The organism is Leisingera sp. ABM4_101, assembly GCF_056158725.1.
In genome coordinates this window covers 882437-894104 of sequence record NZ_JBSWTV010000002.1, presented here as the reverse complement: position 1 = coordinate 894104, position 11668 = coordinate 882437, and the positions used below count along the sequence as shown (strand labels likewise).

Annotated in this window: 12 protein-coding genes; 4 read left to right on the top strand and 8 right to left on the bottom strand. The window is 62.4% G+C overall.

Annotated features, from left to right (window positions below):
• Positions 1-17 precede the first annotated feature (17 nt).
• Together ACXAEK_RS05360 and ACXAEK_RS05355 are read right to left on the bottom strand one after the other, a co-directional pair.
• The gene (locus ACXAEK_RS05360) at positions 18-1760 is read right to left on the bottom strand and encodes a heparinase II/III family protein (protein WP_475040287.1); all 1743 of its coding nucleotides are present in this window, start codon (positions 1758-1760) and stop codon (positions 18-20) included.
• A gap of 98 nt (positions 1761-1858) precedes the next feature.
• Positions 1859-3121, bottom strand: coding sequence for an RsmB/NOP family class I SAM-dependent RNA methyltransferase (locus ACXAEK_RS05355; protein ID WP_475040286.1), 1263 nt, complete (start codon positions 3119-3121; stop codon positions 1859-1861).
• A 77-nt stretch (positions 3122-3198) separates the two neighbouring features.
• On the opposite strand from ACXAEK_RS05355, the gene ACXAEK_RS05350 reads away from it, so the two are divergent.
• Complete coding sequence (locus ACXAEK_RS05350) at positions 3199-3390, top strand: DUF1674 domain-containing protein (RefSeq protein WP_475040285.1); 192 nt, start codon at positions 3199-3201, stop codon at positions 3388-3390.
• 142 nt (positions 3391-3532) lie between these two features.
• Here ACXAEK_RS05350 and dapB read toward each other — a convergent pair whose 3' ends face one another.
• Complete coding sequence (dapB, locus tag ACXAEK_RS05345; RefSeq protein ID WP_475040284.1) at positions 3533-4342, bottom strand: 4-hydroxy-tetrahydrodipicolinate reductase; 810 nt, start codon at positions 4340-4342, stop codon at positions 3533-3535.
• Between the two features lie 86 nt (positions 4343-4428).
• On the opposite strand from dapB, the gene rbfA reads away from it, so the two are divergent.
• Both rbfA and ACXAEK_RS05335 read left to right on the top strand, forming a co-directional pair.
• Positions 4429-4824, top strand: a complete 396-nt coding sequence (gene rbfA / locus ACXAEK_RS05340) for a 30S ribosome-binding factor RbfA (RefSeq protein WP_039162831.1) — start codon at positions 4429-4431, stop codon at positions 4822-4824.
• Positions 4821-5570 (top strand): phosphodiester glycosidase family protein, encoded by a 750-nt coding sequence (locus ACXAEK_RS05335; RefSeq protein ID WP_475040283.1) that lies wholly within the window; start codon positions 4821-4823, stop codon positions 5568-5570. The genes rbfA and ACXAEK_RS05335 overlap by 4 nt, the downstream gene beginning before the upstream one ends.
• Positions 5571-5577: 7 nt before the next feature.
• On the opposite strand, the gene rarD is transcribed toward ACXAEK_RS05335, so the two are convergent.
• The 5 genes from rarD to mutM form a co-directional block, all read right to left on the bottom strand.
• Positions 5578-6480: an EamA family transporter RarD gene (gene rarD, locus ACXAEK_RS05330; protein ID WP_475040282.1), complete on the bottom strand. Its 903-nt coding sequence runs from the start codon at positions 6478-6480 to the stop codon at positions 5578-5580.
• Between the two features lie 163 nt (positions 6481-6643).
• Positions 6644-8047 carry a chromosomal replication initiator protein DnaA gene (gene dnaA / locus ACXAEK_RS05325; RefSeq protein ID WP_475040281.1) on the bottom strand — a complete coding sequence of 468 codons (1404 nt, stop codon included), beginning with the start codon at positions 8045-8047 and terminating at the stop codon, positions 6644-6646.
• A gap of 548 nt (positions 8048-8595) precedes the next feature.
• Positions 8596-8859 (bottom strand): 30S ribosomal protein S20, encoded by a 264-nt coding sequence (gene rpsT, locus ACXAEK_RS05320; RefSeq protein WP_475034080.1) that lies wholly within the window; start codon positions 8857-8859, stop codon positions 8596-8598.
• A 275-nt stretch (positions 8860-9134) separates the two neighbouring features.
• Positions 9135-9911, bottom strand: coding sequence for an enoyl-CoA hydratase (locus ACXAEK_RS05315; protein WP_475040280.1), 777 nt, complete (start codon positions 9909-9911; stop codon positions 9135-9137).
• A 63-nt stretch (positions 9912-9974) separates the two neighbouring features.
• Entirely contained in the window at positions 9975-10826 is an 852-nt protein-coding gene (gene mutM / locus ACXAEK_RS05310; RefSeq protein WP_475040279.1) for a bifunctional DNA-formamidopyrimidine glycosylase/DNA-(apurinic or apyrimidinic site) lyase, read from the bottom strand.
• 86 nt (positions 10827-10912) lie between these two features.
• Here mutM and ubiE point away from each other — a divergent pair, with 86 nt between their 5' ends.
• Entirely contained in the window at positions 10913-11665 is a 753-nt protein-coding gene (gene ubiE / locus ACXAEK_RS05305; RefSeq protein ID WP_475040278.1) for a bifunctional demethylmenaquinone methyltransferase/2-methoxy-6-polyprenyl-1,4-benzoquinol methylase UbiE, read from the top strand.
• Positions 11666-11668: the final 3 nt, after the last annotated feature.

Here is an 11668-nt window from a genome sequence, read left to right as displayed (position 1 = left end):
CAGGTCCTTTTAAAGGCTCAGTCAAACGTCTCGGGTTCGTCCCGGTTCAGGTCTCGCACGGCAACTGCAGTCTCCTGCGCCTTGCTGAGCGTCCACCGGACGCGGGTGGCATATCCCATCGCCCGCCCGGATAAAACGATCTGCTTTGCCGCACGCGGCTTCAAGCGGGTCTTTTCCAGGAAAACGCTTGGCTCCAGCCGCAATTGGCAGTGCCCGTCATGGCGGAACACCCAGATTTCCCCGCTCTTGAGCGCCATGGATACTGCCGCGCCGCCCAAGTCAAGGGCTGCGTCCACTTCCGGATGCAGATGCAGACGGATGTCAAAGCCGACACCGCCATCCGGATTACTTGCGCTGGCCTTGTCAAAGCGGCGCTTTGCCGGGTCTTCCAGCGCCAGCAGCATGTCCTCCCCAGCCAGGGAACGGCCGTCAAAGGACAGATCCAGCGAACGGGCATGTGTCAGCCCGAAGTGAGCCGCATAGCCATTATGGCCACCCTGAAACCGGAAGCCGTCCGCAAGATCGCTCAGTTCCAACGGAACGTCATCCGGAGCCTCAATCAGCTCTTCATGGCCCGTCGTCCGGTGCGGCGCGGACAAACGGGCGCTGGAATGCCCTTCAATGCACAGCGTCGTGTGCGACGGCGTCGCCCGTCCGGCCCGGCGCCATTCCACACCGAAAGTTTCACCGGACCCGCAGTTCACGACCAAGGGCCGCCGGCCGGATGTCAGTTCGAACGCCAGGGTAGATGCATGGCCGTTATAAGAAGCCTTGCCCTGGGGTGGCGCCGATGCATCAACAATCACCGAAGTGCGCCGTGCAGACAACCGGGCAAAGCCCATTGCCAGCCCGTCCGCATGGCGCTCCGCCACATGGCTGGCCGCCAGTGCGTGGTCCAGCCGCCCTTCCAGCCCGCGGCCGCCGCCATGAAACCGCGCCAGCCCGCCGTCGCTGTGGCGCAGGGTACGCAGGGTCGGTGCAATCCGTTCGATGGCAGCGAAGTGGGCAGGCGGCACGGTACGGCCGGCCTCATGCAGGGCCGCAGCCGCCCAGGTCAGAAGGGTGAACACTTCCAGCAGCTCTTCCGGGTTGCGGGTCGGCAAGCCGCCCTGCCCGTCGATCTGGGTTTCACACTCCATCGCCAGCGCCCGGACTGCCGGATCTGCCAGTTCCTCCCTGCCCTGCAGGGCAAGCCCCGCATAGATCAAGCCGCACAACGCCTCGAACCTTGGCAACCCAGGAGCGGCCCCCTGCCAGCGCTGTGCCAGATACCAGGTCTGCTGCGCCAACGAGCCATAGAAGGCCTCGGTTTCGTCTTTCTCTTTGCCGCTCAGCAGGAACAGGGCGTGGTTGATCCAGCGGATCACCCGGCGTCCGGTCAGATCCGGGAGCCAGCCCAGCCCGCTGCCGCGCCCGTGCTGTTCTATCCAGCCCCAGACCCATTTCTGCGCCTTGAGCCGCGCCTTGAAATCCCCAACAGCCGCCAGATCGTCGAGCCAGGCAAACCCGTGCCGCTCCGCATCAAAGGCGGCATCTGGAGCCGCGACTTCCCACAGGCCGGTATCCGGCGATTCGACCAGGTAGCCCGCAAACAAAAGGTTGCCCGCCACCAGCTGCCGCCCGCGGGCAAAACTGCCGATGGTGCGCGGCTCGGGCTGCGAGACAAAACCGGTCGCAGCCGGCTGGCTGCGCGCGCGCCAGGCGTAATACCGGTTCAGCAGCCGGGTGCCGCGGCCTGCCATTCTGTCATAAGTGGACATGCTCTGTTGCCTCACGCCGGGTTTGCCAGGGCGTTTTGGCAGGAGCATAGCGCGGGGTGCGGCTCAAGTCACCGGCGAATGCCGGGGACGCCCCGGGGTCACGCGGATTTGCGCAAAAGGGCCATGTAGAAACCGTCCATACCGCCGCGCTCCGGCCAGTAATCCGGGCGCAGGCGCAGGCCGCCTTCCTCGGTGATCCAGTCTGGCTCCACACCGGGCACCAGCAGCGCCTCGCGGTCTGCTGCCATCTCCGGAAACATGTCCAGCGCGTCCTCGACCTGGCATTCGCCTTCATCCGGCAGCAGCGAGCAGGTGCAGAACATCAGCCGCCCGCCGGGTTTCAACAGACTCCAGGCATGGGCCAGCATCTGCGCCTGCAGCTCGATCAGCCCTCCGAACTCACTGCCATCCTTGGCCTGCGGCAGGTCAGGGTGGCGGCGAATGGTGCCGGTCGCGGAGCAAGGCGCGTCCAGCAGCACGGCGTCATACTGGCCGGTCTGCGCCAGCGCATCCCCTACGATCAGCTCCGCTCGCAACCCCGTGCGCTCCAGGTTTTCCCTAAGCCGGGCAACCCGGCCCTCCGAAACATCAACAGCCGTGACCTTGGCGCCTGTGGCCGACATCTGCATGGTCTTGCCGCCCGGTGCCGCGCATAGTTCCAGCACGTGTTCATCGGGCTGAACATTCAGAATGCGGGCAGGCAATGCCGCAGCAGCGTCCTGCACCCACCAATCGCCAGCTGTATAGCCTGGCAGAGCGGAAACCTGGCCTGCATTGGCGAGTTTGACAGAGCCGGTTGGCAGCATTTCACCGCCAAGTGCAGCAAGGTCTGCACCGGGCTTGCCTGTGATATCCAGCGGCGCGCCAGCGAGATGCGCAGCCTCAATGCCCAGCATCGCTTCTGCGCCCCAGGCCTGGACCAAGGGTTTCCGGATCCAGTTCGGCAGGCGCGGCGTGCGCAGCTTGGCCCATTCCGCCGGCCCTGCTTCAGCCACCCTGCGCAGTACCGCATTGACCATCCCCTTGAGCTGCCCATGGCGGCGGTGTTTGGAGATAATTGCCACCATCGCATTGACCACCCCATGCGCCGCGGCGCCGGAACAGAGCTCCACCGTTCCCAGCCGCAAGACATTCATGACCGTCAGCGGCGGAGATTTCTTCAAGTGCTTTTTCAGAACCCGGTCAGCGCGCTCCAGACTGCGCAGTGTCTCCACGGCCAGCCGCTGTGCGCGGGCGCGATCCTCTGGTGCCAGCTTCTCCAGCGCTCCGGCAGCATAGCATTCCGCCAACAGCCGCCCCTCTCCCAGCACCTGATCCAGCAAGTAGACCGCAGTGCGGCGGGCGTGGTTGGCATCGGACATGGGGCAACTCCTTGGGGCACGCCTTGTGCGCGCGGGACAGGGGCGTATATCATGGCCGAAGGATAAAGGAACCCGCGATGAGCGACGAGACAGTGCCTGTGAAAAAAGACCTGCCGCCTGCTGCCCGGCGCGCCCTGGCCGAGGCTGAGGAACGCCGCAAGGCTGCAGAAGCGCAGGAACCGCGCCCCAAAGAGCTGGGCGGCCGCGACGGCCCTGACCCCGCGCGCTACGGCGATTGGGAGAAAAAGGGCATCGCCATCGACTTCTAGGCGATGGTCATGGGGCGTCGCCCCCCTCGCAGGCAATGCCTGCTCACCCCCAGAGTGTTTTAGACAAAGAAGAAACCGTGGTTCTCTTTTGCTGAAATACTCCCGCCGGAGGCAGCGCCCCTTGAGGGCCGCTTTCTACAGTTCAGAGTCCCAGTACGTCCACCATGTCGTACTGGCCCGGCCTCTTGTCCTGCCCCCAAAGCGCGGCTTTCAGTGCACCGCGGGCAAAGATCGCGCGGTCGGTGGCCAGGTGGCGCAGCACGATTCGCTCGCCTGCGGCGGCAAACAGCACGTCATGCTCGCCCACGATGTCGCCGCCGCGGATAGCGGTAAAGCCGATGTCGCCGCGTTTGCGGGCGCCGATGATACCGTCGCGGCCGGAATCGCGCACATCCGCCAGTTTAACACCGCGGCCTTCAGCGGCAGCCTCACCCAGCATCAGCGCGGTGCCGGAGGGCGCATCGACCTTGTGGTGGTGATGGGCTTCGATCACCTCGATGTCGAAATCCTCGTCCAGAGCTGCCGCGACCTTTTTGGTCAGCTGGGTCAGGAGGTTGACGCCGAGGCTCATGTTACCCGCGCGCACAATCACCGCGTGGCGGGAGGTCGGCTCCAGCTGGGCGATCTGCTCATCACTCATGCCGGTGGTGCCGATCACATGCACCGCACGGGCCTGGGCTGCGAGCTTGGAAAAGGCCAGCGTTGCCTCGGGCGCGGTGAAGTCGATCACCGCCTGTGCCTTGGAGAAAGCTTCCAGTGCATCCGCGGTCACGGTGACACCAACCGGCGCGCCGCCCATTGCTTCGCCCACGTCGCGGCCGACCCAGCCGTGGCCCTCGCGCTCGACCGCGCCTGCCAGCGTGGCCTTATCGCTTTCCAGCACCGTTTTGATCAGCATCTGCCCCATACGGCCCGATGCGCCGGTGATCACGATCCCTGGTTTATGAGTCATTGGCCAATTCCCTTGTTCAAGCTGGATTTGTCCTACAGTGCCGGGCAGCGCTTGGCAAAGGCTGCGATCCGGCATAGATCGGGAATATGGCTAAGAATAAATTCCATGACGGCCCCGGGCCTTCGCAGCGCCAGCTTCGCGTCGGCGAACTGATCCGCCGCACTCTCTCCGAAGTGCTGGCGCGCGGCGATGTACATGACCCGGACCTGAACCGCATGTCGATCACCGTGGGCGAAGTGCGCACCTCCCCGGATCTGAAAATCGCCACCGCCTTTGTGCTGCCGCTGGGCGGCAAGGGGCAGGAGGACGTGCTGAAACTGCTGGCCCGCAATAAGGCCGAGCTGCGCCGCAGTGTCGGCAAGAAGCTGGGGCTGAAGTTCACCCCCGATCTGCGCTTCCGGCTGGACGAGACTTTCGACCAGATGGATGACACCCGCCGGATGCTGTCGCAGGACGCGGTGCGCCGCGACGTGGAAGAGTGATCCGCCGGGCCGGATTGCTGCTGGCCGCGCTGTGGGCCGCTCCGGCGGCAGGCGCGGTCGAGTGCAGCGATGCGGCCTACGGCGGCAACCGGTATTCGATCTGCGAGGTGGATGCGTCGCATGAGCAGCTTCGGCTGTTTCTGCGCGATGGCGAGGGCCAGGTTTATGGCCATTTCTCTACACTGAATGAAGCACTGGCGGCGGACGGCAAGGCCCTGGTCTTTGCCACAAATGCCGGCATGTATCACGCCGACCGCTCCCCCGTTGGCCTCTACGTTGAGGACGGCGATCAGGAGATGCGGCTGGTGACCAATGCAGGCCCCGGCAATTTCGGCCTGCTGCCCAATGGGGTGTTCTGCATCCGCAAGGGCCGGGCCGATGTGTTTGAAACGCTGGTCTTTGAAAAATCCGCCCCGCCCTGCGCGTATGCCACTCAATCCGGGCCGATGCTGGTGATTGATGGCGAATTGCATCCGCGTTTCCTGCCCGATTCGGACAGCTATTATGTGCGCAACGGCGTTGGCACCTCAGCGGATGGCAGCCGGGTGGTCTTTGCCATTTCGCGCAACGCGGTGACCTTCCACCAGTTCGGCAGCCTGTTCCGCGATCACCTGAAGCTGCCAAATGCGCTCTACTTCGACGGTAATATCTCGCGCCTGCACGCGCCGCAGCTGGGACGCAGCGATGCCGGCTTCATGATGGGACCGGTGGTGGGTGTGGTTGAGGACGCGCCCGCGGGCGAGTAATCAGGCTCTAACCCGGCCGTTTTCGCATCTGCCGCAGCATCGGCACGGTGTAGATCACCAGCGCCGCCCAGATCATTGGGAAGGCAATCATCCGGGCGCGCCCGAATTCCTCGCCGAACAGCAGCACTGCCGCTAGCATGATCATTGTCGGTGCAATGTATTGCAGAATTCCCATCGTCGACAGCCGCACCAGCTTTGCCCCATTGGCATAGACAATGAGCGGCACCGCGGTGACCACGCCGCAGCCCAAGAACAGCGCAGTGTCTGAAAAAGAGACGCCGAAATTGCTGCTGCCGGTCGCGGTGAGATAGGCGAAATATCCCAGCGCGGGGGGCAGCAGAATCAGCACCTCCAGCAGGAAACCCTGATTGGGGCCGATCGGCAGCGACTTCTTGAAGAAAGCGTAGAACCCCCAGGTGAAGGTCAGGCCAACCGCAACCCAGGGCACCCGGCCCGCCTCCAGCGTCAGCACAACCACCGCAGCTGCCGCCATGGCAACAGCTGCCAGCTGCGCCTTGCTGAGCGGCTCGCGGAGCAGCAGGGCACCCAGAGCAATGCTGAAAAGCGGGTTGATGTAGTAGCCAAGCGCGGCATCCAGCGCGCGTCCTGCAGCGATGGACCAAACATAGATCCCCCAGTTGACGGAGATCAGCGCCGCAGTGATGCAGGCCATGCCCAGCATCCGCGGGTTCTTCAGCGCCGCTTGCAGATCCTTGGTCCGGCGCAGGATAATCAGCAGCGCCCCCGCCACCGGCACCGACCAGATCACCCGGTGGGTGACAATCTCAGCTGCAGGGATATGCGATAGCGCCTTCATGTAGAGCGGCAGGAACCCCCACAGCAGATAGGCGGTGATGGCAAAGGCCAGCCCGCGGGGGGTGTCCATGTTTTCAGGGGTTTGCTGAGTCATGCGGCGCTCCTGTGCAGGGCGCCGTTATGACCGGTTTTGCGCGGCTTGAAACTTCGTTTTCTGTGATACCGGGCATTCAGCGGTGTTATGGGTAACGCCAACGCAACAAAAAACGGCTCCGGAAACCGGAGCCGCAAGTCATATTTTGGGGTGCGGATGCGCGTCAGGCTTCCAAGGACCGGCGCAGCATTTCCACGTCTTCGGCGATCTGCCCGTCGGTGAGCTTCAGCTCCTCAATGCGCTTGACGCCATGCATCACGGTGGTGTGGTCGCGCCCGCCAAAGCGGCGGCCGATTTCCGGCAGGCTGCGGCTGGTCAGCTGCTTGCACAGATACATCGCCACCTGGCGCGGGCGCGCATAAGAACGCAGGCGCTTTGGGCCGATGATGTCGGACATGCGGATATTGTAGTACTCCGACACCTTGCGCTGGATCTCCTCGACGGTGATCTTGCGCTCAGAGGCGCGCAGCACATCTGCCAGGCAGTCCTGGGTCAGGTCCATGTCGATCTCGCGGCCGACCAGCGAGGCAAAGGCGAACAGCCGGGTCAGCGCGCCCTCGAGCACACGCACGTTGGTCGAGATCCGATGCGCCAGGAACTCCAGCACGCCGTCGGCAATGCGCAGATCCGGGTAGGTCTCGCGCTGCTGCTGTACTTTGGTCTGCAGGATGCCCAGACGCAGCTCATAATCGGTCGGATGCAAGTCTACCACCAAACCGCACTGCAGGCGGGATTTCACCCGGTCCTCCAGGTCCTTGATCTCCCCCGGGGCGCGGTCGGCCGAGATGATGATCTGCTTGTTCTGATCCACCAGCGCGTTGAAGGTGTGGAAGAATTCCTCCTGCGTAGAATCCTTGCCCGCGATGAACTGGACGTCATCCACCATCAGCACGTCGACCGAGCGGAACAGGTGCTTAAAGTCCATCATCTTGCGCTCGCGCAAGGCCTGCACAAAGCGGTACATGAACTGCTCTGCGGAGAGATACAACACGTTCAGATGCGGGTTCTTGTCCTTCAGCTCCCAAGCAATGGCGTGCATCAGGTGGGTCTTACCCAGACCCACACCGCCATACAGAACCAGCGGGTTGAAGGTCACCGGACCGCCCTCGCCGACACGGCGGGCAGCAGCATGCGCCAGCTCGTTCGGCTTGCCGACAACAAAGCTGTCGAAGGTAAATCGCGGATCCAGCGGCGCGGCCTGCAGAGCCTCCAGGGTGTCTTTGCCCGAAGAAGAGGCCGCAGGCGCGGTCATCACGGCCGCATCGCCGTCAGCGCTGCCATAGGCCTCAGTCCCAGCGGCAGGTTCTGCCGGGCGCGCGGGGCTGTTGGCCGCGACCCGGAAGGCCAGGCGCTGCACTGGCTCGCCAGACATGGTCAGCTCATGCAGGATAAGGTCTGCAAAGTTCTGGCTGACATAGTTCCCCATGAAATTCGTAGGCACTTTGAATACGGCCACACCGCTGTCCACGGCATCAAATTCCAGGGGTTCAATCCAGGTTGTAAAGTTGTTCTGGCCAACCGTTTTCAACAGCCGGTTCCTGAGCTGTCCCCATTTTTCTTCTGTCATGCTGCGCCTCACGCGTCCCCAAAAAGCAGCGGTCCATTTCGCCGGACCAATTCTATCGTTACCCCCAACCACCCGGGGGCCGTTCACGCACAGGGTTATCGTGTGCGGACCATTGCTGACCGCATTGCCCGAAGGCTTCTCGTTCGTCTGGAACAGCAAAAACTGCCGCTGAAAGCGGCGGATCAGCCGTTACGAACAGTGTCGCACACAATTGAGACAAGGCTGCTGTCCAAAAACGATACAGCAGTGGATTCCGGCCAGATCCGTGCACCGTAGTGCCGTCTGTGCCGGACAACCTGACCATCTTGATGCCCGTCAAGATAGCCGCGAGCAGCCTGTCCCCCCAGCGAGTGAATCGCTGACTTATTGGTAGCAATTTGAGGGGGGCGGCAGCAACGAAACTATGATGTTGACTCTGTCTTTGGCCGCAAAGAATCTCTCGCGCCTGCAGAACTCCGCCTAGGCTTTCCCCAAAAAACAAGGCGCTGCAATCTGCAGCGCCCTGACAACTTTTCACTGGCCCGTGAGCCTGCTCAGCGGAGCGAATCTCAACCCAGCGCCTTCACGCGTGCGGACAGGCGGGAGATTTTGCGGGAAGCGGTGTTTTTGTGATACACACCCTTGGTGACGCCGCGCATCAGTTCGGGCTGAGCCGCGCGCAGAGCAGCGGTTGCAGCTTCCTTGTCGCCGGACGCGATGGCTTCTTCAACTTTACGCAGGTAGGTGCGGATGCGCGAACGACGGGCTTTGTTAACGGCAAAGCGCTTTTCGTTCTGACGTGCGCGCTTCTTGGCCTGGGGCGAATTTGCCATGGTGTCTAACCTTATCTTCGGGTTCTGTTTCTATCGGACGCAATGCCAGCCAGCCCCGGATCAGCCACCGGTGTGATTTTAGCCAAAGCGGGCTGCACGCGCATGTATGAGGGCGGCGTTTACCCAACTCCGTGCAGAATTGCAAGGGCGCCGGCCCGGAAAGCAAAACGGCGGGCCGGGCGGCCCGCCGTTTCGTATCTTCTGTAACAGGCCGGGCCTGGGGCTCTGCCTGTTCCGCCCAGAAACCATCCCCCGGACAGTTTCCGAGACGGGCCTCACTTGTCGCGGAACTGCGCCTCGCGCTTTTCCAGGAATGCGGCCATGCCCTCTTTCTGATCCTCGGTCGCAAACATCGAGTGGAACACCCGGCGCTCAAACAGCAAGCCCTCGCTCAGCGGCAGCTCATAAGAGCGGTTCACCGCTTCCTTGACCGCCATCGCGGTCAGCAGGGATTTTTCAGCGATCTTATGAGCCGCCGCAGTGGCTTCTTCGATCAGTTTCTTTGCCGGAACCACACGCGAGACAAGCCCTGCCCGCTCGGCTTCCTCGGCGTTCATGAAGCGGCCCGTCAGGTTCATGTCCATCGATTTGGACTTACCCACGAAACGGGTTAGGCGCTGGGTGCCCCCAATGCCCGCAACAACACCCAGATTGATTTCAGGCTGGCCGAATTTGGCGGTCTCTGCAGCAATGATGAAATCGCAGAGCATTGCCAGCTCGCATCCGCCGCCCAGCGCATAGCCTGCAACAGCCGCAATGACCGGCTTGCGGATTGCTGAGATGCGGTCATTGGCATCGGCAAACAGATTGGTGGAAAACACTTCGGTAAAGCTCAGCTCCGACATCTCCTTGATGTCGGCACCGGCAGCAAAGGCCTTCTCCGAACCGGTCAGGACAATGCAGCGCACCTTGTCGCTGGCATCGGCCTCTTCCAAAGCATCGCAGAGCTCGCCAATGAGCTCCTTGTTGAGAGCGTTCATCGCCTCCGGGCGGTTCAGCTTGATAAGGCAAACGTGGTCCTGCACATCGACGTTGATCGTCTCGTAGGCCATGATTTCTCTTTCGGTTGTTCCGTTCAGTCCTGAGTCCTTACCAAAAGGGTCCTTCTGATCAAGCTATCTTTGGCACTTTACACAGTAGAAGGTGGAGCGCCCCGATTGGGTGATTCTGGCAATTGACCCGGCGCAACCTTCGCGCCGGCACGATTCACCCTCGCGCCCGTAAGCATCAAAACTGTGCTGAAAATATCCAAGTTCACCAGAGGCTTGCCTGAAATCCTTGAGCGATGAGCCGCCCGCGCGGATGGCATCCTGCAGCACCTGGCGGATGATCGGCACCAGCGCCGCCACCCGATGCGCGGCAATCTGCCCGGCTTTGCGGCGTGGCGAAATTCCCGCACGGAACAGTGCTTCGCAGACGTAGATGTTACCGAGACCTGCAATGATTTCCTGATCCAGTAATGCGGATTTCACCGGCGTGTTACGCCCCTTGAAGGCAGCCACCAGGTGATCCTCGTGGAAATCATTGCCCAAGGGCTCCGGCCCCAGCACCGACAGGAGCTTGTGGGATTCGGCCGTCGCGGTTTCCAGCAGATCCATCGCCCCGAACCGGCGCGGATCGTTGAAGGTGATGCGGGCGCCGTTGTCCATGTCCAGCACCACATGGTCGTGCTTTTCCGCCTGCGGGTGCTCATGGGCAAACTGCCCCAGCGGATCGCCAGACACCGTCATACGTCCCGACATGCCGAGGTGAATGAGCAGAGTCTCATCTGTGTCGAGATCGGCCAGGATGTATTTCGACCGCCGCCGCAGCGCATTGACCTTTGCCCCGGTCAGCCGCTCTGCCATCCTTTCCGGAAACGGCCAGCGCAGATCCGGGCGGTTCACGGACGCCTTTGTGATCACCGCCCCCTCCATCGCAGGCGCCAAACCGCGTTTCACCGTCTCGACCTCGGGCAATTCTGGCATTACACCCCTCCTGAACCAACGGGCCGCATTGTGCCTGCCCCACAGCGCCTTATAACAAGGGCGAAACTCAGCAAACGGCAAGCCTGATGAGCAAAACGAGCGACAACACCACCCATTTCGGGTTTGAAACCGTCCGCGAGGAGGAGAAGGCAGGCCGCGTGCAGGGGGTCTTCAACTCGGTCGCCTCGAAGTACGACATCATGAACGATGTGATGAGCGTCGGCATCCACCGGGTCTGGAAGGACGCGATGATGGACTGGCTGGCGCCGCGCCCCGGCCAGCGCCTCCTGGATGTGGCAGGCGGCACCGGCGACATCTCCTTCCGCTTCCTGAAACGCGCAGGCCATGGCCATTCTACCGTACTGGACCTCACCCGCCCAATGCTGGAAGAGGGCCGCAAACGCGCCGAGGCCGAGCAGATGGCCGACAGCCTTGATTGGGTCACCGGCGATGCGATGAAGCTGCCGTTCAAGGACAACACCTTTGACGTCTACACGATCTCCTTCGGCATACGGAATGTGACCCGCCCGCAGGAGGCGCTGAACGAAGCCTACCGGGTGCTGCGCCCCGGCGGGCGCCTGATGGTGCTGGAATTCTCGCAGTTGCCGAATGACGGGCTGCAGAAGCTTTATGACCTTTATTCCTTCAACGTGATCCCGCGGATGGGGCAGATGATTGCGGGTGATTACGAAAGCTACCAGTATCTGGTGGAATTGATCCGCAACTTCCCGGATCAGGAGACCTTCCTGGGCATGGTGAAACAGGCAGGGTTCGGGAACGCCAAATACCGCAACCTGTCGATGGGCATCGCAGCCTTGCATTCCGGCTGGAAGATCTGACCC

Excerpts from the sequence above, each read along its gene's own strand:
- ACXAEK_RS05360 (WP_475040287.1), bottom strand. The coding sequence starts at position 1,760 with ATGTCCACTTATGACAGAATGGCAGGCCGCGGCACCCGGCTGCTGAAC.
- ACXAEK_RS05355 (WP_475040286.1), bottom strand. The coding sequence starts at position 3,121 with ATGTCCGATGCCAACCACGCCCGCCGCACTGCGGTCTACTTGCTGGAT.
- ACXAEK_RS05350 (WP_475040285.1), top strand. The coding sequence starts at position 3,199 with ATGAGCGACGAGACAGTGCCTGTGAAAAAAGACCTGCCGCCTGCTGCC.
- dapB (WP_475040284.1), bottom strand. The coding sequence starts at position 4,342 with ATGACTCATAAACCAGGGATCGTGATCACCGGCGCATCGGGCCGTATG.
- rbfA (WP_039162831.1), top strand. The coding sequence starts at position 4,429 with ATGGCTAAGAATAAATTCCATGACGGCCCCGGGCCTTCGCAGCGCCAG.
- rarD (WP_475040282.1), bottom strand. The coding sequence starts at position 6,480 with ATGACTCAGCAAACCCCTGAAAACATGGACACCCCCCGCGGGCTGGCC.
- dnaA (WP_475040281.1), bottom strand. The coding sequence starts at position 8,047 with ATGACAGAAGAAAAATGGGGACAGCTCAGGAACCGGCTGTTGAAAACG.
- rpsT (WP_475034080.1), bottom strand. The coding sequence starts at position 8,859 with ATGGCAAATTCGCCCCAGGCCAAGAAGCGCGCACGTCAGAACGAAAAG.
- ACXAEK_RS05315 (WP_475040280.1), bottom strand. The coding sequence starts at position 9,911 with ATGGCCTACGAGACGATCAACGTCGATGTGCAGGACCACGTTTGCCTT.
- mutM (WP_475040279.1), bottom strand. The coding sequence starts at position 10,826 with ATGCCAGAATTGCCCGAGGTCGAGACGGTGAAACGCGGTTTGGCGCCT.
- ubiE (WP_475040278.1), top strand. The coding sequence starts at position 10,913 with ATGAGCAAAACGAGCGACAACACCACCCATTTCGGGTTTGAAACCGTC.